The following is a 23,785-nucleotide window of genomic DNA, read 5'->3' as shown; positions in this document are numbered from 1 at the left end:
CTCGAATGCTACCTAGGTGCTCTGCTGCCACGTTACAGCCCCCGCGTGGCGATGCCACGGGAAAACTGCAAATTCCTTGCCGGGCAAGGATTTGCACAGGGGCGGCGGCTCGGGTTGACAGTGGGCCTCATAATTTGATCAAATTTACGCACCAATGCCCCTTGCCCCGCGTCCGGCCCGGTGACACAGTGGCGCAAAACCGGCCAGACAGTCGGTAAAACACGTCTGAAATGGGAGATCCCCGAGATGATCGAGAAACGCGATTTTTATATCAACGGCCAGTGGGTCGCCCCTGCAGCTGCAAACGACTTTGAGGTCATCAACCCCTCGACAGAGGAGCCCTGCGCGGTGATCTCGCTGGGCGGCGAGGCCGACACCAACGCGGCCGTTGCGGCGGCCAAGGCGGCGCTGCCGGGCTGGATGGCCACCCCGGTGGAAGAGCGCATCGCGCTGGTGGAAAAGCTGGTCGACGTTTACGAGGCGCGCGCCGAGGATCTGGCCCAGGCGATGTCGATGGAAATGGGCGCGCCGATCAGCCTGTCGCGGACCTCTCAGGTCGGGGCGGGCAGCTGGCATTTGCGCGGTTTCATCAAGGCGGCCAAGGAGTTCAAGTTCGACGCGCCGCTGAATGACGAGTCTCCCAACGATCGCATCATCCACGAGGCTGTCGGCGTCTGCGCGCTGATCACGCCGTGGAACTGGCCGATGAACCAGGTCACGCTCAAGGTTGGCGCGGCGGCCATTGCCGGCTGCACCATGGTGCTGAAGCCCTCGGAGCAGAGCCCGCTGAACGCGATGATCTTTGCCGAGTTGATGGACGAGGCAGGCTTCCCGCCCGGCGTGTTCAACCTTGTAAACGGGGATGGTCCGGGCGTCGGCTCGCAGCTGACCGGCCACAAGGATGTGGACATGGTGTCCTTCACCGGTTCCACCCGCGCAGGCATCGCGATCAGCCAGAATGCCGCGCTGACCCTGAAGAAGGTCCACCTGGAGCTGGGGGGCAAAGGCGCCAACGTGATTTTCGAGGACGCGGATGAAAAGGCCGTCAAACGTGGCGTCCTGCACATGATGCAGAACACCGGCCAGAGCTGCAACGCTCCGAGCCGTATGCTGGTGCAGAAGAGCATCTATGACCGGGTGGTGTCTGAGGCTGCGGAAGTGGCCTCCAAGGTCGAGGTCGGCCCGGCGGATCGCGAAGGTCGCCACATCGGACCGGTGGTCAATGAATTGCAGTGGAACAAGATCCAGGATCTGATCCAGAAAGGCATCGACGAAGGGGCACGGCTGGTGGTCGGCGGCACGGGCCGCCCGGATGGTCTGAACAAGGGCTATTATGTGAAGCCCACCGTATTCGCCGATGTGAACAACCAGATGACCATCGCACGCGAAGAGATCTTTGGCCCGGTGCTGGCGATCCTGCCCTTCGAAACCGAAGAGGAAGCCATCGAGATCGCCAACGACACGCCTTACGGGCTCACCAACTACGTGCAGACCCAGGACGGCGCTCGTGCCAATCGTATGGCCCGTGCGCTGCGCTCCGGCATGGTTGAGATGAATGGCAAGTCGCGATCTGCCGGCTCCCCCTTTGGGGGCATGAAAATGTCCGGCAAGGGCCGCGAAGGCGGCAAGTGGGGGATCGAGGACTTCCTCGAGGTGAAGGCCGTCGGCGGCTGGGCTGTCGAATAAACCCGGCAGGCAGCGATATCGTGCTGATTGGAAAGCCGTCCTTCGGGGCGGCTTTCGCGCGTTCAGGGCCCGTTAGGTCTTGCATCGCAAGACACCGTGGTGGCCCGCCGCTTTTGCGGCAGATCTGCTAGAAGTCGGCTTTTACCCGGAACTTCAGGGATTCAGCACTGTCGGGGTGTTTGATGCGCAGTTCTTCAGAGTGCAGCATCAGACGCGGGTGGTCGAGTGCAGCACCGGTTGCGTATAGTGGATCGCCCAATATGGGATGCCCAAGCGACAGCATGTGAACCCGCAACTGATGCGAGCGGCCGGTTTTGGGAGTGAGGCGCACCCGCGTGGCGCCGTCCTCGTACTTCATGACCCGCCAATCCGTCACCGCCGGTTTCCCGGTGTCATGACAGACCATCTGTCGTGGCCGATTGGGCCAGTCGACGATCAGCGGCAGGTCGACGGTACCGGTGCGCGGCTCCAGCCGACCGGCCACACGGGCCACGTAGGCTTTCTTGGCGGTGCGTTTCTCGAACTGCATGGACAGATGGCGCTGTGCATGCGGACTGAGACCAAACACCATCACGCCGGAGGTGTCGCGGTCGAGGCGATGTACCAGTAGCGCTTCCGGAAAGATGGCCTGCACGCGGCTGATCAGGCAGTCGGACAGGTGCTCTCCACGGCCCGGAACGGACAACAGTCCTGCCGGCTTGTTGACGGCGAGAATCTGGGCGTCGTGGTGCAGGATGTCCAACGGGTCCTGCGGCGGGGTGTATTCGCTCGATGGGGCCATATGTGTGTGCCTAGCGCCAGTGACGCGCGGGGGCAAGCGGGGGCGGTTGCCGACCGCGTTGCCAGTGGTATTCCGCGCGGGCCTTGGATTTGCTAAATTGACACGGTCCCGGCGATCCGGTAACCGGCCCGCCTCACTTACACATGGGGACAGGGCATGGCACGCAAACGCAAAGGGCGCGATATTTCCGGCTGGCTTGTGGTGGACAAGCCTGCGGGGCTGACATCGACCGCGGTCGTGAACAAGGTGCGTTGGGCGCTGGATGCCAAGAAGGCTGGTCATGCAGGTACGCTCGACCCCGAGGCGACAGGTGTTCTGGCAGTGGCGCTGGGCGAAGCCACCAAAACCGTGCCCTATATCACCGACGCACTGAAGGCCTATACCTTTACCGTTCGCCTTGGTCAGGCCACCAACACCGATGACGCCGAAGGCGAGGTGATCGCCGAGAGCGATGCCCGGCCCAGCGACGAGCAGATCAAGGACGCGCTGCTGCCGTTCCTTGGGGAAATCATGCAGGTGCCGCCCAAGTTCTCGGCGGTCAAAATTGATGGCCAGCGGGCCTACAAGCTCGCACGGGACGGTGAAGACGTACAGCTGACCGCGCGGCCGTTGTGGGTCGAGGAACTGATCTTGCTGGATCGTCCGGACGCGGATCATGTCGTGCTGGAAATGACCTGCGGCAAGGGCGGCTATGTGCGCTCCATCGCGCGCGATCTGGGGGCTGCGCTGGGGTGCCACGGGCATGTGAAAGAGCTGCGTCGCATCTGGTCCGGCCCATTCGATGCAGAGGATGGCATCTCGCTGGAGAAAATCGACGAGTTGGCGAAGACTCCGGAACTGGACCAGTATCTGCGCCCTCTCGAGGAGGGGCTGGCTGACCTGCCGGAGTTGAAGTGCACCCCGCAAGGGGCGGTGCGTCTGCGCAATGGCAACCCCGGCATGGTGATGGCCTCCGACGTGGAATACGGCGAGGAAGCCTGGGCGTCCATGGACGGCAAGGCGGTGGCCGTTGGGGTCTACAAGGCCGGTGAACTGCACCCCAGCCGGGTATTCAATCACGCCGCGGCCACGCAGGCGGACTAAGCCCGGCCAACGCGCTCCACATCATGCTTTCGCGGCAACGGGACTGACCAGAAGTTTCGGGTGCGAACCACTTGGTCAGTGACGCTGATCCATTCAGCTGTGCAGTATACCGCCGTTGGAACTCCTGCCGTGTGTTCCACGGTGGGTGCCGTCGGCTTGGAAACGCTGTCTCGGCGGGGTAGAGAGCCTGCATGATTACCCGCAGCCATACCAAGGGCGATGCGCCCTCGACCGCCGTCTATTCGGATTGCGAGACCTATCGCTACAGCCTGACACGGGTCTGGGACCCGGCTGGACGGCGGGTGATGTTTGTCATGCTCAACCCCTCGACGGCCACCGAGGTTCAGAACGACCCGACGATTGAGCGCTGTGAGCGGCGGGCCCGGGCGCTGGGATTCGGCAGTTTTCGGGCGACCAACATCTTTGCCTGCCGGGTGACGGACCCGCGCGAGATGCGAAGGCTGAAGCATCCGGAAGGGCCGGACAATTTGAATGTGGTGCTGGAAGGGGCGCGATGGGCGGACATGGTCGTCTGCGCCTGGGGCACGCATGGGGTCCATCGCGGTCAGGGCGCGCGCGTGGCGGCGGCATTGCGGGCGACCGGGCAGCCTCTGTATCACCTCGGTCTCAGCAAGGCCGGGCACCCGAAGCATCCCCTGTATATTCCGTATAGTCAGCAGCCCATCGTCTGGGAGCCGGAAGAACCGGTTTACAGCTGTTAACCCATGTTCCCGTTTTGTTTTGGCGTGACAAACATCATGTGCCATGCTTGCGATATGATCGGTGATTTGTATCGAGGGTTTGGTGGTCATGTTGTGGTTGGCGAGTGTCCTGCGGCTGATGGCGATTGGCAGTGCGGTTCTGGTCGAAGAGGTTCCCCCCGAAGACGATGAGGATGACGTCACCTCGGGCGGGGACATAGCGGAGGGGAGCCGCGGCCGCGAAGATCTCGGCGAAGGGTTCTTTGAGCTCGCCGATCCGCCTGACACAGACGACAGCGATGAGGAGGAGACGGCCAGTCCCTCAAGCGATGATGCCAGCTCAGATTTCGGTTTCGACACTTCGGGCGCGTCCCATGAGTCGGAACAGGTCGGCACCAATGCGAACGATATCCTCGTTGGCTCCGACGCGGCGGACCTCCTTCGTGGTGGGGGCGGCGACGACCAGATCGGCGGGTACGAAGGCGAGGATAGCCTGTTTGGCGACGGCGGCGATGACGTGCTGCACGGCAATGGCGGTGACGATCAGCTCTCCGGGGGGGAGGGTGATGACCTGTTGCACGGTCACGACGGTGAGGACACTCTTCTTGCCGGAGCGGGGGCAGACAGCCTGTACGGGCACTTCGGTAACGACAGCTTGCACGGCGGTGACGGCGCGGATGTCCTGTATGGCGGCCAGGACCACGACAGCCTGTCTGGCGGAGACGGCGATGACCTGATCCTTGGCAACGATGGGGGTGACAGCCTGAACGGCGGTCTGGGGCAGGACGCGCTGTTTGGCGGGACAGGGGATGACGTTGTTGACGGCGCTGGTGATGGCAGTGCGACGGATCATCTGAATGGCGGCGATGGGCAGGACACCCTGATTGCCGGTGGCGGTGACGTCCTGACCGGCGGTGCCGGTGAGGATAGTTTCACCGTCGGTGATTGGACCGGGGCTGACACAACCCTGCGGCTGATGGATTTCGATGCCGCGGAGGATCAGTTGGTTCTCGTCTGGGACTTCGACCCTGGCGCTGAGCCCGAGGTGGAGATACAGCCCAACCCGGACGCCGAAGGTGAGCAGCTGATACTCGTTGATGGCGTGGCCGCCGTGCGTCTCACGGGGGCCGCTGGGTTGACGGCGGCGGATCTTGTCGTGACGGACAGCGCCTCCGCCGCACAGGCTGGGCTGTTGCCCGGTTAGAACCGCCTGACTAGAACCGCCTGACCGCGCAGCCGCTCTGGCAATGCTGCGATTTGGGCTCCTACAACCAAGCTTCTCAAGCTCGCGAGGTGGGGCGGATGAGTTAGGCTTTGCTTTTGCGGCTGAAACATCCTATACGCCCGCATCTGCCGCGATTCCGTGGCAGATCTCTCCATGGGCCTGTGCTGGACGACATCCCGGCCTGCGCCATCCACTCTAACCTATGAAGGAGACCCCGATGTCGATCACTGCAGAAGAAAAAGCACGCCTGATGAAAGAATTCGCAACCAAGGACGGCGACACCGGTTCGCCGGAAGTCCAGGTTGCAATCCTGACCTCGCGCATCAACACCCTGACTGAGCACTTCAAAACCCACAAGAAGGACAACCACGGCCGCCGTGGCCTTCTGAAAATGGTTGCTCAGCGCCGCAAGCTGCTGGATTACACCAAAGGCAAGGATGAGGCCCGCTACCAGGACCTGATCAAGCGCCTGGGTATCCGCCGCTGATCCGCGCTTATCCGGATTTTCAGCGCCCGTTCCGAAAGGAGCGGGCGTTTTTTGTTGTCTTGCACAGAGGGCGCCGAGGTGGCGGTCATCGGGGCAACGCTCCCGCGTCCGCAAGCCCCCCGGCTGCGCCGGACGGTTCGCGGTCTTGGGCGTGGCCCGTGCTGCGCACGGGTGGTTCTCCTGCTGAGAGGGGGCGGTAACGGCGTTTGCGGCTTAAAAATGCCCGGCCCGATTGCCTCGAGAGGGGCGACCAAGCCTCCAAGTCGATCAACGTAGGTTCCACTGGCGCGCCGCGCCAGCGGCGCCCGGCCCAACGGGATAAGATCGCAAGATCGAAGACGGGCGGGAGCACGCCCCGCCTGTCTGTCGTGTGGGCCGATCGCGGTTATTCGCCGTAGGGCACCCAGATGTTCTTCACCTCTGTCGCCTCCTGCAGGAAGCGCTTGGTCTGGTCCTGCGTCCAGTCCGGCGCGGTGCCATTGTTGACCCAAGTCCGTTTCAGGTTTCCGGCTGAAGCGGCCTCGATCTCGGCGGAGACATCGCTGGAGGAGAAGCTCCAGACCGCATCCACGTTCAGATGCGATGCCAGCGGCTTGGCCAGTTCGGCATGGCTTCCGGTCAGGATGTTGACCACGCCCGCAGGCACATCCGAGGTTTCCAGCACCTGGTAGAAATCGGTGGCCGCCAGCGGGAAGGGCTCCGAGGCGGCCAGCACCACCCGGTTGCCCATGGCAATCGCGGGTGCCATGGCCGAAACCAGCCCCAGCAGCGGGGATTCGTCGGCGCAAAGCAACCCGATCACTCCCACCGGTTCTTTCATCGCCAATGCAACGCCGCGGATCGGCACGCCATGCACCTGCCCGTCGTATTTGTCGGCCCAGGCCGCCGCGCTGAACAGGCGCTGGATTGCGGCCTCCACCTCTGCCTTGCCGGACTTGCGGCCGGTCATCGCATCGATGCGGGCGGAGAATTCATCGGCACGGGCCGAAAGGTTCTCGGCGATATAGTACAGGATCTGCGCGCGCAGGTGGCCGGTGGTCTTGGACCAGCTCTTGGCACCTGCCGCGGCTTCGACCGCGTTGCGCACGTCCTTGCGATTGGCGAGGCCGACATGCCCCAGCAGCGCGCCGGATTTGCCATGGATCCCTCGGCTGTAGCCGCCATCCGGGCGCGCCTGCTTGCCGCCGATATACAGTTTGGCAGTGCGGTCCAGCCCGTCCGCCGGAGCACCATCGCCGCCGAAGGCTTCGACCTTGGCGAGTGGTTTGGCCTTGGTTTTGGGGCGGGTATAGGCCGCCAGCCCTTCCCAGCCGCCCTCGCGGCCAAAACCGCTTTCGCGTACGCCGCCAAAGCCTGCGGCAGCGTCGAACATATTGGTGCCGTTGACCCAGACCACGCCCGCGGCCAGTTTCGGTGCCATGTCCAGCGCCAAGTTCACGTTCTCGGTCCACAGGGTGGCGGCCAGCCCGTAGCGGGTATTGTTGGCCAGCTCCACCGCCTCAGCCGGGGTGCGGAAGGTGCAGGAAACCAGCACTGGCCCAAAGATCTCTTCCTGCATCAGCGGATCGGCCGGGGTCAGCCCCTCGATCAGGGTCGGCGGGAAGAAGCAGCCTTCGGTCGGCATCTCCACCTGGGCCTGGTGCATCGTGCCAGCCCGGTTGGCGGCGACCATCTCGCGGATGGTGTTCAGCTGCACCGGGTCCACCACGGCCCCCACGTCGATGCATTTGTCCAGCGGATTGCCGACGCGCAGCTTGTCCATGCGGGCCTTCAGCTTGGCGTGGAAGCGGTCGGCGACGCCTTCCTGCACCAGCAGGCGCGAGCCCGCGCAGCAGACCTGGCCCTGGTTGAACCAGATCGCATCCACCAGGCCCTCGATGGCGCTGTCGATGTCGGCGTCGTCAAAGACGATGTAGGGCGACTTGCCGCCCAGCTCCAGCGTCAGCGCCTTGCCGCTGCCGGCGGTGGCCTCGCGGATGCGGCGGCCGACCGAGGTGGAGCCAGTGAAGGCGATCTTGTCGACGTCTGCCGCGGTGATCATCTCACCCACGGCGCCGTCGCCGGTGACGATGTTGACCACGCCCTTGGGCAGGCCCGCCTGGCGGCAGATGTCGGCAAACAAAAGTGCGGTCAGCGAAGTGTATTCCGCAGGCTTCAGCACTACGGTGTTGCCCATGGAGATGGCCGGTGCGATTTTCCACGCCAGCATCAGCAGTGGGAAGTTCCACGGGATGATCTGGCCGCAGACGCCCAGCGGCTCGGCCTCCGGCAGCTCGGCCTCCATCAGCTGCGCCATGCCCGCGTGATAGTAGAAATGCCGCTGCGCCAGCGGAATGTCGATGTCGCGGCTTTCGCGGATCGGCTTGCCGTTGTCCAGCGTCTCCAGCACTGCAAAGAGGCGCGCGTGTTTCTGCAGCAGCCGTGCAATGGCATAGAGGTATGTCGCCCGGCCCGGTCCGCCAAGCGCGGCCCATTTGCCTTGCGCCTTGCGGGCGGCCTGCACGGCGGCGTCGACGTCGGCCTGGCTGGCCTGTGTCAAACTTGCCAGCACTTCGCCGGTGGCAGGGTTCTTGCTGTCGAAGCCGGCGCCAGGGGCGGTGAATTCACCATTGATGAAATGGCCGAAGCGGCTGCCTTGATCGACCAGCCAGGCCAGCGCCTCGGCAGCGCTTTCGGGGGCGGGGCCATATTCCATGGTGGTGAAGATCTCTTTGATGGTCATGTTCTTGGTCCTGCCTTATGCCATGGCGTGGCGGTGGCCGGCGGAATACGCCCCGGTCACATGGTGTTCCAGCTGGCGCTCGATATCGCCCAGCAGGGAGGACGCGCCAAAGCGGAACAGGTCGGGCTGCAGCCAGCGGTGGCCCAGCTCATCCTTGATCAGGCTGAGGTAGACCAGCGCGTCCTTGGCCTTGGAAATGCCGCCCGCGGGTTTGTAGCCGACGCGGTAGCCGGTGCGGTCGAAATAGTCGCGGATGGCGCGGATCATCACCAGCGACACCGGCAGGGTGGCGTTGACGCTTTCCTTGCCGGTCGAGGTCTTGATGAAATCCGCCCCCGCCATCATGCAGACCAGCGAGGCGCGCGCGACATTGCGCAGGCTGCCCAGCTCGCCGGTGGCGAGGATCGCCTTGACATGCGCCTCACCGCAGGCCTCGCGGAAGGTCTTCATCTCGTCATAGAGGGCCTGCCAGTTGCCGGTCAGCACATGGCGGCGGGAGATCACGATGTCGATCTCCTCGGCTCCGGCGCGCACGCTTTCCTCGATCTCGGCCACCCGCAGGTGGAACGGCGAGAGCCCGGCCGGGAAGCCGGTGGAGACCGCCGCCACCGGGATGCCGCTGCCGGCCAGCGCCTGCACTGCGGCAGGGATCATGTCGTGGTAGACGCAGACGGCGCCGGTGGTCAGCCCCTCCATGTCCAGGGTGCGCAGCAGGCCGGGGCTGACTGGCTGGCGCGCTTTAGCGCACAGGCGGCGGACGCGGCCTTCGGTGTCGTCGCCGGCCAGCGTGGTGAGGTCGATCAGGCTGATCGCCTTCAGCAGCCAGGCGGCCTGGTGGTCCTTCTTGACGCTGCGGCGGCCCGGCAGCGTGGCGCAGCGCCGCTCGATGGCCGACGTATTGGCCTGCACCGAGGCGACCCAGTCCAGGTCCAGCGCCATGCCGGGATTGCGCGGCTCGGTCAGCTGCGGCAGTTGCGCGCTTCGTTCAGCGATTTGGCGTTCCATATGGGAGATCCTCAGCAGAATTCCGGGTGAAGGTTGCATGGGTGCGGCATTTTGGCAAGAAACGGTCCCGGCCTGCAGGCGGTTTTTTGACTGAATGGACAAAAAAATACGGGCGCGGGAGGGGTTCCTTTGCGGCAACTTGCCGGAACATGGTTGCACGGATCGGGCGGGTTCCTGTTTTACGAATGTCCAAGCGCAAGCGGTGCGCATTCCGGTGGCAGAATCGGGCTCACATGCTAAATTTAGCGGTATGAGCAGTGCAGAACCCCATATCAGCGAAAATACGCCCTCTGAGAGCCGCCCGGACCGTGGTCCGGACAGCCGTCCGGTGATCCGCCAGCTGGACGACAGCGCCATCAACCGGATTGCCGCGGGCGAGGTGGTGGAACGTCCCGCCTCGGCGGTCAAGGAACTGGTGGAAAACGCCATCGACGCCGGCGCCACCCGCATCACGATCGAGATCGCGGACGGCGGCAAGACGCTGATCCGGGTCACTGATGACGGCTGCGGCATGACGCCGGAGGACCTGCCGCTGGCGCTGAGCCGCCATGCCACTTCCAAGATCGACGGCTCGGATCTTTTGAACATCCACACTTTCGGATTCCGAGGCGAGGCGCTGCCTAGCCTCGGCGCGGTGGGGCGGCTGACCATCACCAGCCGCGCCGCCGGGTATGAGGCGATGCAGATCCGGGTCTCCGGCGGCCGTCAGGAACCGGTAAAGCCCGCAGCGCTGCGGGCGGGCACCATCGTCGAGCTGCGCGATCTGTTTTTTGCCACCCCGGCGCGGCTGAAATTCATGCGCAGCGACCGCGCCGAATCACAGGCAATTGCCGACACCGTGAAGCGGTTGGCGATGGCGGAGCCCTCGGTCGGCTTCACCCTGCGTGATGTGTCCGGCGGCGGCGAGGGGCGGGTGACCTTCCGCGCCGATCCCCTGTCCGGCGATCTGTTCGACGCGCTGCACGGGCGGCTGGCCACGGTGCTGGGGCGCGAGTTTGCCGAGAACGCCTTGAAGATTGACGCCACCCGCGAAGGCATCCGGCTGTATGGCTATGCGGCGCTGCCGACCTATTCGCGCGGCGCGGCGGTGTCGCAGTTCCTGTTCGTCAACACCCGGCCGGTGAAGGACAAGATGCTGACCGGGGCGTTGCGGGCGGCCTACTTCGATTTCCTCAGCCGTGACCGCCATCCGGCGGCCGCGCTGTTCATCGATTGTGAACCGCAGGCGGTGGACGTGAACGTGCATCCGGCCAAGTCCGAGGTGCGGTTCCGCGATCCGGGGCTGGCGCGCGGGCTGATCGTCTCCACCCTGCGGCTGGCGCTGGCGGAAGCCGGGCACCGGGCCTCGACCACGGTTGCCGGGGCAACGCTGGGGGCGATGCGGCCCGAGCCAACGGGCGGGCACCCGACGGCCACCGGCGCGCAGCGGGTCTATCAGATGGACCGCCCCTCTCTGGGCGCACGCAGCGCGTCCTACGCGGCGCAATCCCCCGGCCAGCCGCTGGCGCCCTCGGCGGATGCGCCGCCATCGCCGGGCTTTGCCGAATTCGCAGGCGCCTACAGCGGTCGGGTCACCGAGGTGCCGGAGGCACCGATGGCCCCGGGTCAACCGTCGGATGCGCCTGAGGCCTCCGCGCCCGGGGCCGAAGCCCTGCCGCTGGGGGCGGCGCGCGGCCAGGTGCATGAAAACTACATCATCGCCCAGACCGCTGACGGCATGGTCATCGTTGACCAGCACGCCGCCCACGAACGGCTGGTCTATGAAAAGCTCAAGCGGCAAATGGCCGAGAACGGGGTGGCCGCGCAGGCTCTGCTGATCCCGGAGATCGTGGAGCTGAGCGAGAATGAGTGTGCGACCCTGCTGGCCGTTGTCGACGATCTGGCGAAATTCGGTCTCGGCATCGAGGCTTTCGGAGGAAACGCGATTGCGGTGCGTGAAACCCCGGCAATCCTGGGCGAAGTGAACGCGGAAGCGATGATCAAGGATATTCTGGACGAACTGTCGGACCAGGGGGAAAGCCAGCTGGTGCAGGCGCGGGTGGAGGCGATCCTGAGCCGGGTGGCGTGCCACGGATCGATCCGCTCTGGTCGTCGGATGCGGGGCGAGGAGATGAATGCACTGCTGCGCGAGATGGAGGCGACGCCCCATTCCGGTCAGTGCAACCACGGCCGCCCCACCTATGTGGAATTGAAATTGGCGGATATCGAGCGCCTGTTCGGGCGCAGCTGAACAATACACCCGCAACAGGGGAGACAGAGCAGTGACTATGGAGCAGGCCCAATGGGCCGTTTACGCGTTGGCGGCGGTGACCGTTGTGCTGGGGGTCGCGGCGCTGCGGCTGCGGGCGCATGCCCGTCATCTGGAGCAGCTCAACAGCGATCTGCGCAGTCACAATGCCGGATTGCGGGCCGAGGCCGCCCGTCTTCCCGCATTGACGGATGAGCTGGCGACCCTGCGCCGGACCAGCGAAAACGAGCGCGCCGCCCGCTATCAGGCAGAGGCGCAGGTGCAGGCGCTGAAAGCCGAGCACGCGGCGCGGTTGGAAGAACTGAACCAGATGAACCAGCAGTTGGAGCACAAGTTTGCCTCCCTCGCTTCGGGAGTTTTGAAACAGAACTCCGAGAACTTCCTGAGTCTGGTCAGCGAACGCTTCCAGGCGCATAGCAAATCCGCCGATGCGGATCTGGCCAAGCGTCACGCCGCGATCGAAAATCTGGTCAAACCGCTGGATCAGAAGCTGGGCCAGTTCGGCGAGCGCATCAAGGAGATCGAACAGGCGCGCAACGAGGCCTACGGTGCCATTCAGGCACAGGTAAAGCACTTGGCCGAGGGGCAGGCGATGCTGGGCGGAGAGACCCGCAAACTGGTGCAGGCATTGCGCGCGCCCAAGACCCGGGGGCGCTGGGGCGAGATGCAGCTGCGCCAGGTCTTCGAGATGGCGGGCATGGCGGAGCATGTGGACTACGAACTGGAAAAAAGCGTCGGCACCGACGAAGGGCTGCGCCGTCCCGATGCGGTGGTGCGCATTCCCGGTGGCAAGAGCATCGTTGTGGACGCCAAGACACCTTTGGAGGGCTATCTGGACGCGCTGGAGGCCGAAACCCCCGAGGCACAAAGCGCGGCGTTGGCGCGCCATGCAAATCATGTGAAAACCCATGTGAAGCAGCTGGCATCCAAGGCCTATCAAAGCGCGCTGGCGGAAACGCCGGACTTTGTCGTCATGTTCATCCCCGGGGAAACATTCGTCTCGGCGGCCGCAGAGGCAGATCCGGGGTTGATCGAATATGCCTTTGAGAACCGCGTGCTGATCGCGACCCCGACGACGCTGATGGCATTGGTCAAGTCCATCGCCTATGGCTGGCAGCAGGAGAAGATGGCCGAAAACGCGGTGGCCGTCCAAAAGACCGCCAAGGAGCTATATGACCGGCTGTCGACCTTCTCCAAGAACCTGGCCTCGGTCGGCAAGTCGCTGTCTTCCTCGGTGAACAATTACAACAAGGCCGTTGGCTCGCTGGAGGCCCGCGTGCTTCCCTCTGCGCGGAAGTTCGAAGCGATGGGGGTGGTGCCGCAGGGGGCGGCGTTGGAGGATCCCGGTCACGTCGAGACCGAGCCACGCCAGGTCGCCTTGCTGGCGGACGAGTAGATGCGCTTCCCAAAGCCCGTGAACCCTTCGGTGGCTCCGTTGCTGCGGGCGGCCGAAGTGGATGCTGAACGGATCGTTGCGCTCCTGCGGATCGTGGTGTCGGTTGGGCTTCTGATGGCGCTGATCCTTGCCCTGGACGGCCTGCCGATGGTGGATGAAATCTACCTGTGGCAACAGCTTGGCCTGGCTGCAGCGACGCTGTTCTCCTACATGGCGGTTGGGGTGCTGACCTTTGCCGCGATCTGGCGCGGTGTCTTCAGGCGTTGGATGATCTGGGCTGCGGTGACCGCCGATGGCGTGTTCCTGTTTCTCAATTCCTGGCTGTCTCTGCGCAACTCCGGTCTTCCGGGCGATTTGGTATTCACCATGCCATCGGCCTGGATGGCACCTTTGATCCTTGCCTTCGGCGTGCTGCGGTTCAATCCGCTGCTGTTGGCATACCAGGTGCTGTTGGTGGCCGCGGGCTTTTTGTGGCTGGTGACGTGGGAGCCGCCGGTGGTGTCGGTCGAAGCCGTAAGGCGGGTGCAGTTGGCGCACGGGATGCCACCCAATCTGATGCGGGTATTGATGGTGTCGCTGGCGGGCCTCGTGCTGTTGGTGGCCGCCTTGCGGACCCGCGCGCTGTTAAACCGCCTGCTGGAGGAAGTCCGGCAGAAGGCCAATCTCACACGCTATCTGCCGGCCCAGTTGGCGGGCCGTCTGGCCGGTGGCGGTCTGGAGACGCTGCAGGAAGGTCGCCAGCAGACAATGGCGGTGATGTTCATCGATATCCGCGGCTTCACCAGCTGGTGCGAAGGCCGTGAACCGCAGGAGGTCAGCCGGCTGATAACCGACTTCCGGGGGCGTGTGGAGGCCGTGGTCGGCCAGTGCAACGGGTTGATCGACAAATACATTGGCGATGCCGCGATGATCCTGTTCGAGGGCGAGCGTGCAGCGGCAGGATCGCTGGAGTGCGCCGAACGGCTGCAGAAAGCCATGGCGGAGTGGCGACAGGACCGACAGGCCGCAGGCGAGACGGCGTTGGGAGTCGGCATCGGTATCCACTGGGGAGAGGTGTTTTCCGGTGTGACAGGCACGCAGCAACGGTTGGAGTACTCGGTCTTTGGAGACACGGTGAATACGGCTGCTCGACTGGAGCAGGTGACCCGCGCCCATGATTTGGAGCTGATTGTATCCGCCACGCTGCTGGATGCGGCCGGGGTCGCGGCGACGCGGGATGGCTGGATGGCGTTGCCACCCGAGGTTCTGCGCGGGCGGCGCAGTGGTCTGGCCCTGTTCGGCAAACCGCCCGTCTGACCCGGCCTTGTGTTTGCCGCAGATCAAAGACTTAGGCGTTTTGCGCACGGTTTGATATGCTGGCAGCGACAGAAGGAGTGGAGCGATGCTGGAAATCTCGGCCCGCAAGGTGGCACAGGTGGCGATGATGGCCCGCGAACTGGGGCGAGCCGAGGGTGAACTGCGCGCTTTCATTGACAGGATGAGCGAAGACCAGCAGGCGGAACTGGTCGCCATCATGTGGATCGGTCGGGGCAGTTTCGAGCCGGAGGAACTGGCGGAAGCGATTTACACTGCCCGTCAGGAGGCCACGACGCCGACCGCCGATTACCTGCTCGGCACCCCGCATCTGGCCGACAACCTCGAGGCGGGGCTGGAGGCGCTGGGCATTGACGTGCAGGACGTAGAGGACGACGTGATTGGCCGTCTCGCACCCTAGCGCTCAGCCAGATTTCTACCTTCGACAAAAAAGGGGCATCCTGACCGGATGCCCCTTGGCGTTTTTGAGGATCTGTAGGTGACGCTCAGCCCTTGTGGTCCACAATGGCCAGATGCTGCGCTAGCTTGCCGACCTCAGAAAGCCAGCTGTCCACGAGCGTGGCATCGCTGGGAGCAGCATGCACCCCAGCTTTGATCTTGCCGTTCATCGCCGCTTCGATTGCGAAGGAAACCGGGAAGGATACCAGCCGGGCCATGGCAGTACCGCGGTCGTCGCCCCAGGCGTCCATCACATAGGTCTTGTGCCACACCTCGGCTCCGTCCTTCTCGGCCTTCAGGCCGACGCACATCACCACGCGGTCCGGCTCGCCTTCGTCGTAGGCGTTTTCCTCCCAGAATTGGTCCGACATTTCCTTTAGCCGCGCATCGCCTTCGGGGCCGCTCAGGGTTTCGACCTCGCGGAAGACGTCACTCCAGGCCTCGGCCCAGCCGTTCAGGCGCAGGGTGCCGCGGACGAATTGTTTGACCTTCCACTCCGGTTCGAACTCGTACTGCGCCATGAAGGGGAGGGAGTCGCGGTTCGGATAGACCTCGAAGGTCTCGGCCTCGGGCAGCGGCGCCTCGTATGAGGAAATCGCGTCCCAGGGGCGGGCGACATCCAGTTCCTTGAAGTCGCGGATCGAACGCGAGGGGGAGCGCAGAGCCTTCAGCACACCAAGCGGTGACCAGCTGAACTTGTACCGGAACGGGTTTGGGATCTTGGGGATGCCACCGCAGTAGGAGATGAAGCTGACTTCATTGCCGGCATCATAAGCTTCGGAAGCCTTGTAATCCGCAACCAGCGCATGGGCCATAAGGTGGTCGATGCCGGGGTCCAGGCCGACTTCGTTGATCAGGCAGACGCCCGCATCCTTGGCCTTCTGGTCCAGTGCGCGCATTTCCGGCGCGATGTAGGAGGAGGACACGAAATGCGCGCCGCGCTCGATCGCCAGTTCGGCCAGCGGCACGTGCCAATCGCCGGGCAGCATCGAGACAACCACGTCCTTCGGGCTCAGCATCTGGCCCAGGTTGGACAGGCTGAAGCTGTGGATGTTGGTGGTCAGATCGCCCACCGCCTCGCGTGCCTTTTCCGGCGTGCGGTTCCAGACCGCAACATCATGGCCCGCTTCCAGTAGTCGACGCAGGCCGGGGATGGCCGACAGGCCGGTGCCGCACCAGTGAATTGTCATGGGTGTTCTCCCTTATCCGAATTTCAGTTTGGCCGCGACGATGCTGAGCACGATCAGGATGGCGCAGAAGTTTGCCAGGATCAGGGGCCAGTCGCCGATCAGCAGCCCGTACCCGAACCACAGCAGAACCGTGAGGAGGAACATCAGGTTCGAGACAAGCGACAATCCGGCCGTGTCCCGGGTGGCCCAGGCTTTCCAAGCCTGCGGCAGCCAGCAGATGGTACCGAGTATGGCGGCAAGATAGCCAATATACGGCGTGATCATTTGGGCAGATGCTCCTTGAATGTTGCCTTGGCCCGGCCCCAGACGCCGCCGTCCAGATCGGCCAGGGTCAACAGCGAGGGCAGCAGCTGTGCGGCGTAATCCTCAGAGCTTTCGACCGGCAGCATCGAGGGCAGGTTGTCGATCGCCATCACGTCCAGAACGGGGCTTTCGGCGACACGCAGGGCGGGCTGGTCCCAGGTGGTGGCGCGGTCATAGACCGGCACCGGGTTGTAATCGCTGTCCGGGTCGCAGGCGATGTCGCCGATGGCGGTCAGCTTGCGGTCCGCGGCCATTGCTTCACGGGGAACAAACACCGGGGTTCCCGGGCGGGCGAAGATGCAGTTCAGAAACAGGTCATGCTCCAGGATTTGTGGAAAGGGGCCGCCGCGGGCGGTTTCCGCCATGTCCCACTTGGTGACCTTGACGCCCATCGCCTCGCAAAGGTCCGCCGCACCGGTGCCGACCCGGCCGAGCGCGCCAATCACGATCGCGGTCGGGCGATCCGCGGACAGCGCGTCCAGCTCGGCTCCGAGCTCCGCCAGCAGCGCATCCTTGCCGCCGTAGACGCCCACCGGTCCGCAGATTTCACCGCGTTGCTGGGCTGCCCAGGTCTTCAGCGTCACAGCGGCACCCGCGTATCCCGCCCAGTAGCCAAAGGCGGCGACCCGGCGGCCGGTTTCGTCGACGAGGTATTCCAGATCGTACAGCGTGCCACCGCCCGCCTTGAACCGCTCCAGCAGCGCCTTGCCCGAGTGCTGGCCCTTGAAGGCGTGACCAAACATGATGTGGCGGTGCGGCAGCGGGGTCCCGTCCTCGGGCAGCTCCTTGAGGCCAAAGATGATGGCTTCCGCAGGCGCGGCGGGCCAGCTGTTTTCCGGCGCGATCTCGCAGCCGACATCGATGTAGCCCTGCAGCGGGATTGCCCGCACGGAGCTCTCCTCGACCGTGACCTTGATGCCTGCGTCCAGCAGCGCCTTGGCGCCCTCGGGCGTCAGGCCGACCCGGTCTTCGTTGGGGCGCTGCTCAGCCCGTACCCACAGATGTGTCATGTGTGATGTCCTTTAAAGCATGCCTTTGGTGTGAACCGCCCGCACCGAGGCGCGCTGGTCCATTGCGGTCATGAATTCCTGAATCCTTGGGAAATCTGCCAGTTTCACCCCGTCGCCCTCCAGCCAGGTACAAACCACGTAGAGGTAGCAGTCTGCGAGGCTGACGGTTGATCCCAGCACGAAGGGGCCGCGCAGACCAAACCGGCTGATGTACTCGCAGCTGGCGGCCATGGTTTGCGGCACCATTTTCTGCATGTCCTTCCAGCTCGAACGCTCGCTGGCCCAGCGGGAGCCGCGCAGCTTGTGCGCGTGGTTCACATGCATGGTCGAGGCCAGGTAGAACATCACTTCGCGCATGCGGGCCTGTAGCAGCGGATCGGCGGGGCGCAGGCCTGCGTCCGGGGCCAGATCCGCGATATATTCCAGCAGCGCTCCGGTTTCGGTCAGGATGCCGCCATCCACCGCCAGCGCGGGCACCCGGCCCTTTGGGTTGATCTGGGCATAGGCTGCGCCGGTCTGCTCCTTGGCGGCAAAGTCGATCTTGATCGCCTCATACTCCAGACCGGTTTCTTCCAGTGCGATGGCCACGGCGACGGAGATGGTTCCGGGGGCATAGTAGAGCTGCATGTGTCGTCGGTCCTTTCGCAGATCAAAGGTGGGTCTGGGCAAACTGCCGCTCTGGCGTGTCCAGATGCGGCACCGCGTTGAACAGCACCGGGCTGAAGTGGCCGCCGATCGGGAACAGCCGGTGCATGGAGGTGTTCATCACCGCCAGCGCCAACCGGGCCATGGCAGTGGTGTTCAGCGCCAGCGACTGCCGCATCGCCATGGAAATCAGCCCGCCGGAGGTGATGACCAGCGCCGGTCCCTCGCCCTCGGCGATCTCGGCGAGGGCTTGTTGGGTGCGGGTCTCAAACGCTTCCCAGCTCTCGTAGGGGTCGGCGATGTCGCCTGCTGCCCAGGCGGCAAAGACGCGGGGCAGGTGGTCGATGAAGCCCTCGCGCTCCTGCGGGATCGGCAGCCCGTGCTGGTCACGCATGGCTTCGGCGAGGGTGAAATACTCCATCTCGTTCAGTCGGGGGTCCTGCACGACATCGGCGCAGCCCATCGAGGCGGCGGTTTCGATATGGCGGGTCAGGGTGCCGCAGTAGATGCGCGAATAATGGCTGCCAGTGTCGCGCAGGTAGGCCCCCAGCCAAGCCGCCTGCTGATGCCCCAGATCGCTGAGCGCATCGTAGCTGGCCTCGTCGCGGGCCTGTGTGTTGGCCTGACCGTGGCGGATCAGCGTGATGTGGGACATGGGGGCGGCTCCGTTGGGTGTCGCGGGAGTCTTAGGCGAGGTTGCGGGCAGTGAAAAGAGAGGGATTGTACCCATGCGTGTGCTGGCGCAGGGTTGCGCCAGTTCTGAAGGAGACCGATCATGCCGCTTGACCCGCAACGTTTTCTGCAAGACCTGCATCAGCTGCGCAGCTTTGGCGCTGCGGGTGTTGGCAAGGGCGTGGTGCGGCAGGCCTTCAGCGAGGCTGACATTGCAGCGCGCAAATGGCTGGCTGTGCGCATGGATGCCGCAGGGTTAGAGCCGCATTTCGACCCTTTGGGCAATCTGTTCGGCCTGACGCAGGGGCGCAGCCTGCTGGTTGGCTCGCACTGCGACAGCCAGCCCGAGGGTGGCTGGCTGGACGGGGCGCTGGGGGTGATCGCCGGGCTGGAGGTCGCCCGTGCCGCGCGGGAGGACGGCGGCCCGCAGATTTCCTGCGTCAGTTTTCAGGACGAGGAGGGCCGTTTCGGCGTGCTGACCGGCTCTGACATCTGGACGGGCAAGCTGTCGCTGGAGCTGGCGGATGCATTTACCGATACCGGCGGCCATACACTGGCAGAGATGCGCGGGCAGATGGCCGATTTGGCAGGGGATTTCCTGCCGCATGACCGGTTCAGCGGCTTCTTGGAAATGCACATCGAACAGGGCCCCTATCTGGAGGAAACCGGCCTGACGCTGGGCGTGGTGACCGATATCGTTGGCATCCGCGACATGCGGATCAGCTTCTCAGGCCGACAGAACCACGCGGGCACCACGCCGATGCACCTGCGTCGGGATGCGTTTCAGGCGCTGGCAGCCTTCAACACGGTGTTGAACAACCGCTTCGCCGATGTGGTGACCCCAGCCACGGTCTGGACCATCGGCCATGTGGCGTTGCACCCCAATGCCGCCTCGGTGGTGCCGGGGCGGGTGGAGTTTTCGATGCAGTGGCGCGACGCCGACCCCGAGCGGCTGGCGAGGATGCAGGCGATCATCGCGGAGACGGCGGCACAAATCGCGGCCGAGTACGGTGTCGAGGTGGAGCTGGGCGAGGTGCTGGGCATCGAACCCGCGGCGATGGACCCGGGGTTTCAGGCCGCGTTGGCCGCAGGGGCAGAGGGGTTGGCGGCGGGCAAGTGGCAGAAAATGCCCTCCGGCGCGCTGCATGACGCGGCCAATCTGGCCACGGTGATGCCTGCGGGGATGCTGTTTGTGCCGTCGATCGGTGGCATCAGCCACGCCTTTGACGAGGACACCGCCGAGGAAGATCTGGTTCTGGCGCTTCGGGTGCTGGACCAGGCTGCACGGCGACTGGCAACCTGAAACGTCCGAGCTTCGGACGGCTTGCGGGCATTTTTCTGAGGGGGCGTCACAGGTGGGCGGTACGCCACTGGCGTGTTCAGGCCCGGTTATATCCGCGTTTCAGCATTCTTTTGCGGTGCTTGTCGGCAGCAAGCGACGCTTCGCGCAGGTTGTCATAGATGTTGATACTGCATTGGCCATTGCTGCCGGCCACCCCCCATTCCCGCAGTACCGAGACCTCGGAAAACAGGTTCATCGCCAGTTCTATGCGGTAGAACCGCGACGGGCGCGCGGGGGCTTGGCGATAGAGCAGACAGGTGGTCATGCGGGTGATTCTACCGCCAGCGGTTTGCCCGGGCAAGAGGCGCTATCCCATGGTCAGCAGGGACAACCCGAGCAAGATGGACGAGATGGCGGCCACCGCAAACGCGGCGGTGCGCGCCACCGGGATGCCCAGCACGTAGACGATATAGTGGATCAGCATGCCGAAAAAGAAAGCCGCCCCAAGACCTCCGGGATGGTCGGCTGTCGGCATCAGGATCGAGGCGAGCAGCGACAGTGGTGCAAAAGCAACAAAGAGTTCGACCTCGACGATGTGCGCGCGATGGGCGCGTTGTGCCCAGGGCGATTGCGGCTTGTCCTGCGGGCTTGGGTTGGCCAGCGCGCCCATCAGGCCGCGGACAAGAATCCGGTCGAGGATATAGGGCACCCAGGCCAGCGCCAACCACAGTGCGGACAAAACGGTGAAAAATTGCAGTTGTGACATCACGCTTTCCTCCATCTCATAAGAGAAAGCGTAGTGTTTTCGGCTGCTTTTTCTACTTTTGGGCGGTCAAACCCAATCCACGTCGCCCAGAAAGATGTAGCCGGCACCGTAGATCGTCTTGATCAGCCGAGGGTTCTTGGGGTCCTCGCGCAGCTTGGTGCGCAACCGCGAGATCCGCACGTCCATGGCACGGTCGAAGCTGTCACCGGCCGCACCGCCAAGTGCTTCCTGCATCTGGGCGCGGGAGATCAGCCGTTTGGGGCTGTCCAGAAACAGCCGCAGCACCTCGCCCTCCGCGTGGGAGAACGGGGTCTGCGCGCCGGTTTCGTCCTCAAGCAAATAGCGGTCGAAATGGGCCGTCCACCCGGAGAACCGTGCCGTGTCGCTTGCAGGGGCCGTCTGGCGCGGGCCGCTTCGCAGGCGGGCGCGGATGCGGGCGACCACTTCGGCTGGGTCGAACGGTTTGGTGATATAGTCGTCGGCGCCGAGTTCAAGACCGGTCACCCGGTCCTGCACCTGCGCGCGGCCCGAAATGATGATGACCGCGGCCCCCTGCTCCAGTGCCAGCCGATGCACCAGCGCGAGCCCGTCGGTATCGGGGAGCGACAGGTCCACGAGGCACACGTCCGGGGTCACTCGTTTCAATGCCGCCTCGAATTCTCGGGCGCGCGAAAAGCTTTGCGTGCGAAACCCCGCGTCCTCCAGCGTGCTGGTCAGGATCTGGCGGATTTCGGGTTCGTCATCCAGAATGGTGACCAGGGGTGATGTCATTTGGCGGGCTCCGGCCGGATCAGTTCGGACAATTGGTGCGTTGTGAAAGGTTTGCGCAGAACAGGGCCACATTTCAATGCCTTGCGAAACAACGGGTCGCTTGTCGGCAGTGAGGTCATCAGGATGCACGGCGGGCCCGAGCCATCCAGCCGCATGGCGAGGTCGATGCCGGTGGCGGTCCCTTCCAGCTTGATATCCGATAGCACCAGCGCGATGTCCGGCAGGTTGGCAGTCAGGGCGCTGGCTTCGTCGACGCTGGTGGCTTCGATCACCGAGTAGCCGAGATCGATCAGCATGTCGCGAAACCCGGCCCGCAGCTCGGCGCTATCCTCGACCAGCAGCGCCAGACCGCCATCGGCATCCGGCGCGCGCCGGTAGGGGAGGCGCAGGGTGATGGCGGCACCGCTTACCCCGTTGCCGATCCGCATGTCACCGCCTGCGAGCTTGGCCATGTCGTAAACCATCGGCAGGCCGAGACCGGATCCTTCGCTGCCCTTGGTCGTGAAAAACGGGTTGAGCGCCTTTTCCAAGGCCTCGGGCGAGAAGCCTGGGCCGGTGTCCGTCACGGTGATCTCGACCCAGGTCTGGCCGACTGCATGGGCGCTCACCGTGATCTGGCCAGAGGTGCCGCAGGCATCCCGGGCATTCAGGATCAGGTTCAGCAGCGCATCCTGCAACTTGCCACTGTCCAGCAGCAGCATCTCGTCCGGCATGTGGTCGAGGATGCTCAGACCAATTCCCTGCGGCAACGAGGGGGAGGCGAGGATTTTCAGCTCCTCCAGCAAGGTGTGCATGTCGGTGGCCTGGGGGCGCAGGCTACGCTGGCCGGTCATCTCGGCGATCCGGTTCAGCAAACGTCCACCACGTCGCGCGGCCGAAAGGGTCCCCTGTACCAGCTCGGCCGCCTCTGGTGGCAGGTCCATTTTTTCCAGCTTGCCCTGCATGCCCAGAATGATGGTCAGGAGGTTTGAAAAATCATGCGCCAGCCCGCTGGTCATCTGGGCCGCCATTTCCCGGCGCCGCGCTTGCTGCAGTGCAACACGGGCCTGGGTCTCCTCGGTCACATCCATCGACAGGATATAGACACCGCCTTGCTGGTCGGGCGTGAAGGCCACCCGGATGCGGCGGCTGGCGTGGCTTTCGGTGAACTCGAAGACCGGACTGCCGCCTTTGTAGGCGGCCAGCAGGTGAGGTTCGATCCGCTCAAAAGAAGCAGGACCAAGCGCATCGGCAATATGCATCCCGAGGATATCCGACGGGCGACTTGGAAACACTGAGCTGAGACGGCGGTTCGTGTAGGTGTAATAGCCGTCGGCATCCACATGCGCGATGTGGGCTGGCATCATTTCGGTGGTCAGTCGGGTGCGCCCTTCGATTTCGGTCAACTGGCGCTTGGCCTCTTCCAGCGCGGTGTTGGTGGCCGCCAGCTTGCGGTTGGCGGCGGTGAGCTCTTCGGTATGGGCGATCAGCCGTTCCGACATCTCCTCGGAGCGAGCACGCAGCAGCTGCTCGGCACGCTTGGCCCGGGTGATATCGGTATAGACCGTGACCCAGCCCCCCTGCGGCAGCGGTGATCCTTCGATCGAGACCATCTGTCCGTTGGGGCGCTGGCGTTCCAGGTAATGCGGGACAAAGGCCAGCGCCTGTTCGACACGGGTGCGGACGATGTCCTCGATATCGGTTTCCGGAGCGTATTCGCCCGCCTCGGCCAGATAGCGGATAGTGTCGGCGAACGCGGCTCCGGGCTGGACCAGATGGTCCGGCAGGTTGAACATCTCCTGGAAACGCCGGTTGCACACGGCGAGCCGCAAATCGTTGTCGTAGATCGACAAGGCCTGGGCAATCAGGTTCAGCCCGGCGGTGGTCATCGCGGCGCGTTGTTTGCGGTTTCTGTCCATATTCCCCCCGCAGGCATGGCTAGCACTGCCGCACGATGCTGGCAAACCGCCATTGTGCGGCAATGTCGATTCGAGCTTTCGGCCATGCATTCACGTTACCGTCAAAAGCATGGGGGAGAATGGGAGATCGGGAGCCCTCGCATGAGGGAAAAGGGTTGCAGA

At 64.2% G+C, this 23,785-nt stretch carries 22 protein-coding genes; 10 read left to right on the top strand and 12 right to left on the bottom strand.

The window, feature by feature from the left end; translation table 11 throughout:
• Nucleotides 1-246: 246 nt before the first annotated feature.
• A complete protein-coding gene (locus tag AB9K35_RS22220) occupies nucleotides 247-1,686 on the top strand; it encodes an aldehyde dehydrogenase family protein (RefSeq protein WP_369929549.1) in 1,440 nt (479 codons plus the stop codon).
• 127 nt (nucleotides 1,687-1,813) lie between these two features.
• Here AB9K35_RS22220 and AB9K35_RS22215 read toward each other — a convergent pair whose 3' ends face one another.
• Entirely contained in the window at nucleotides 1,814-2,467 is a 654-nt protein-coding gene (locus tag AB9K35_RS22215; protein ID WP_369929547.1) for an RluA family pseudouridine synthase, read from the bottom strand.
• Between the two features lie 156 nt (nucleotides 2,468-2,623).
• Here AB9K35_RS22215 and truB point away from each other — a divergent pair, with 156 nt between their 5' ends.
• The 4 genes from truB (at nucleotide 2,624) to rpsO (ending at nucleotide 5,963) form a co-directional block, all read left to right on the top strand.
• A complete protein-coding gene (gene truB, locus AB9K35_RS22210) occupies nucleotides 2,624-3,550 on the top strand; it encodes a tRNA pseudouridine(55) synthase TruB (RefSeq protein ID WP_369929545.1) in 927 nt (308 codons plus the stop codon).
• A gap of 191 nt (nucleotides 3,551-3,741) precedes the next feature.
• Nucleotides 3,742-4,272 (top strand): DUF1643 domain-containing protein, encoded by a 531-nt coding sequence (locus AB9K35_RS22205; protein WP_369929544.1) that lies wholly within the window; start codon nucleotides 3,742-3,744, stop codon nucleotides 4,270-4,272.
• Between the two features lie 88 nt (nucleotides 4,273-4,360).
• Nucleotides 4,361-5,455, top strand: a complete 1,095-nt coding sequence (locus AB9K35_RS22200) for a calcium-binding protein (protein ID WP_369929542.1) — start codon at nucleotides 4,361-4,363, stop codon at nucleotides 5,453-5,455.
• A 238-nt stretch (nucleotides 5,456-5,693) separates the two neighbouring features.
• Nucleotides 5,694-5,963 carry a 30S ribosomal protein S15 gene (gene rpsO, locus AB9K35_RS22195; RefSeq protein WP_008555454.1) on the top strand — a complete coding sequence of 90 codons (270 nt, stop codon included), beginning with the start codon at nucleotides 5,694-5,696 and terminating at the stop codon, nucleotides 5,961-5,963.
• 385 nt (nucleotides 5,964-6,348) lie between these two features.
• Here the strand turns inward: rpsO and AB9K35_RS22190 are convergent, their stop codons facing one another.
• Together AB9K35_RS22190 and deoC are read right to left on the bottom strand one after the other, a co-directional pair.
• Nucleotides 6,349-8,685, bottom strand: coding sequence for an aldehyde dehydrogenase family protein (locus AB9K35_RS22190; protein WP_369929539.1), 2,337 nt, complete (start codon nucleotides 8,683-8,685; stop codon nucleotides 6,349-6,351).
• A 15-nt stretch (nucleotides 8,686-8,700) separates the two neighbouring features.
• A complete protein-coding gene (gene deoC / locus AB9K35_RS22185; protein WP_369929537.1) occupies nucleotides 8,701-9,690 on the bottom strand; it encodes a deoxyribose-phosphate aldolase in 990 nt (329 codons plus the stop codon).
• A gap of 250 nt (nucleotides 9,691-9,940) precedes the next feature.
• Between deoC and mutL the strand changes: the two genes are divergently transcribed.
• From mutL to AB9K35_RS22165, 4 genes are all read left to right on the top strand, one after another.
• Nucleotides 9,941-11,920, top strand: coding sequence for a DNA mismatch repair endonuclease MutL (mutL, locus tag AB9K35_RS22180; RefSeq protein WP_369929535.1), 1,980 nt, complete (start codon nucleotides 9,941-9,943; stop codon nucleotides 11,918-11,920).
• A 37-nt stretch (nucleotides 11,921-11,957) separates the two neighbouring features.
• Nucleotides 11,958-13,334: a DNA recombination protein RmuC gene (gene rmuC / locus AB9K35_RS22175; RefSeq protein WP_369930212.1), complete on the top strand. Its 1,377-nt coding sequence runs from the start codon at nucleotides 11,958-11,960 to the stop codon at nucleotides 13,332-13,334.
• Nucleotides 13,335-14,630 (top strand): adenylate/guanylate cyclase domain-containing protein, encoded by a 1,296-nt coding sequence (locus AB9K35_RS22170; RefSeq protein ID WP_369929533.1) that lies wholly within the window; start codon nucleotides 13,335-13,337, stop codon nucleotides 14,628-14,630. It begins immediately after the preceding gene.
• Between the two features lie 85 nt (nucleotides 14,631-14,715).
• The gene (locus tag AB9K35_RS22165; protein ID WP_222454228.1) at nucleotides 14,716-15,048 is read left to right on the top strand and encodes a DUF3775 domain-containing protein; all 333 of its coding nucleotides are present in this window, start codon (nucleotides 14,716-14,718) and stop codon (nucleotides 15,046-15,048) included.
• An 85-nt stretch (nucleotides 15,049-15,133) separates the two neighbouring features.
• Here AB9K35_RS22165 and AB9K35_RS22160 read toward each other — a convergent pair whose 3' ends face one another.
• The 5 genes from AB9K35_RS22160 to AB9K35_RS22140 are packed head-to-tail and all read right to left on the bottom strand — an operon-like array spanning nucleotide 15,134 to nucleotide 18,889.
• A complete protein-coding gene (locus AB9K35_RS22160) occupies nucleotides 15,134-16,276 on the bottom strand; it encodes a saccharopine dehydrogenase family protein (RefSeq protein ID WP_222454227.1) in 1,143 nt (380 codons plus the stop codon).
• A 12-nt stretch (nucleotides 16,277-16,288) separates the two neighbouring features.
• The gene (locus AB9K35_RS22155; protein ID WP_222454226.1) at nucleotides 16,289-16,540 is read right to left on the bottom strand and encodes a SemiSWEET family transporter; all 252 of its coding nucleotides are present in this window, start codon (nucleotides 16,538-16,540) and stop codon (nucleotides 16,289-16,291) included.
• Nucleotides 16,537-17,589, bottom strand: coding sequence for a saccharopine dehydrogenase (locus AB9K35_RS22150; RefSeq protein WP_369929530.1), 1,053 nt, complete (start codon nucleotides 17,587-17,589; stop codon nucleotides 16,537-16,539). The genes AB9K35_RS22155 and AB9K35_RS22150 overlap by 4 nt, the downstream gene beginning before the upstream one ends.
• A gap of 12 nt (nucleotides 17,590-17,601) precedes the next feature.
• Nucleotides 17,602-18,216, bottom strand: coding sequence for a glutathione S-transferase family protein (locus AB9K35_RS22145; protein WP_369929528.1), 615 nt, complete (start codon nucleotides 18,214-18,216; stop codon nucleotides 17,602-17,604).
• Between the two features lie 22 nt (nucleotides 18,217-18,238).
• Entirely contained in the window at nucleotides 18,239-18,889 is a 651-nt protein-coding gene (locus AB9K35_RS22140; protein ID WP_369929526.1) for a histidine phosphatase family protein, read from the bottom strand.
• A 120-nt stretch (nucleotides 18,890-19,009) separates the two neighbouring features.
• Here AB9K35_RS22140 and AB9K35_RS22135 point away from each other — a divergent pair, with 120 nt between their 5' ends.
• On the top strand, nucleotides 19,010-20,209 hold the full coding sequence (locus tag AB9K35_RS22135; RefSeq protein WP_369929524.1) for a hydantoinase/carbamoylase family amidase: 1,200 nt from the start codon (nucleotides 19,010-19,012) through the stop codon (nucleotides 20,207-20,209).
• A 76-nt stretch (nucleotides 20,210-20,285) separates the two neighbouring features.
• Here AB9K35_RS22135 and AB9K35_RS22130 read toward each other — a convergent pair whose 3' ends face one another.
• The 4 genes from AB9K35_RS22130 to AB9K35_RS22115 all read right to left on the bottom strand — a co-directional run bounded on the left by AB9K35_RS22130 (nucleotide 20,286) and on the right by AB9K35_RS22115 (nucleotide 23,623).
• Nucleotides 20,286-20,513 carry a WGR domain-containing protein gene (locus tag AB9K35_RS22130; RefSeq protein WP_222454221.1) on the bottom strand — a complete coding sequence of 76 codons (228 nt, stop codon included), beginning with the start codon at nucleotides 20,511-20,513 and terminating at the stop codon, nucleotides 20,286-20,288.
• 42 nt (nucleotides 20,514-20,555) lie between these two features.
• A complete protein-coding gene (locus tag AB9K35_RS22125; protein WP_369929522.1) occupies nucleotides 20,556-20,954 on the bottom strand; it encodes an MAPEG family protein in 399 nt (132 codons plus the stop codon).
• A 66-nt stretch (nucleotides 20,955-21,020) separates the two neighbouring features.
• A complete protein-coding gene (locus AB9K35_RS22120) occupies nucleotides 21,021-21,725 on the bottom strand; it encodes a response regulator transcription factor (protein ID WP_369929520.1) in 705 nt (234 codons plus the stop codon).
• On the bottom strand, nucleotides 21,722-23,623 hold the full coding sequence (locus AB9K35_RS22115; protein WP_369929518.1) for a PAS-domain containing protein: 1,902 nt from the start codon (nucleotides 23,621-23,623) through the stop codon (nucleotides 21,722-21,724). Before AB9K35_RS22115 ends, AB9K35_RS22120 begins: the two co-directional genes overlap by 4 nt.
• Nucleotides 23,624-23,785: the final 162 nt, after the last annotated feature.

This window comes from Leisingera sp. XS_AS12, assembly GCF_041224635.1.
Lineage (GTDB): Bacteria > Pseudomonadota > Alphaproteobacteria > Rhodobacterales > Rhodobacteraceae > Leisingera.
Note: the sequence above shows the minus strand (reverse complement) of the source record. Positions and strands in the feature narration are given on the sequence as shown.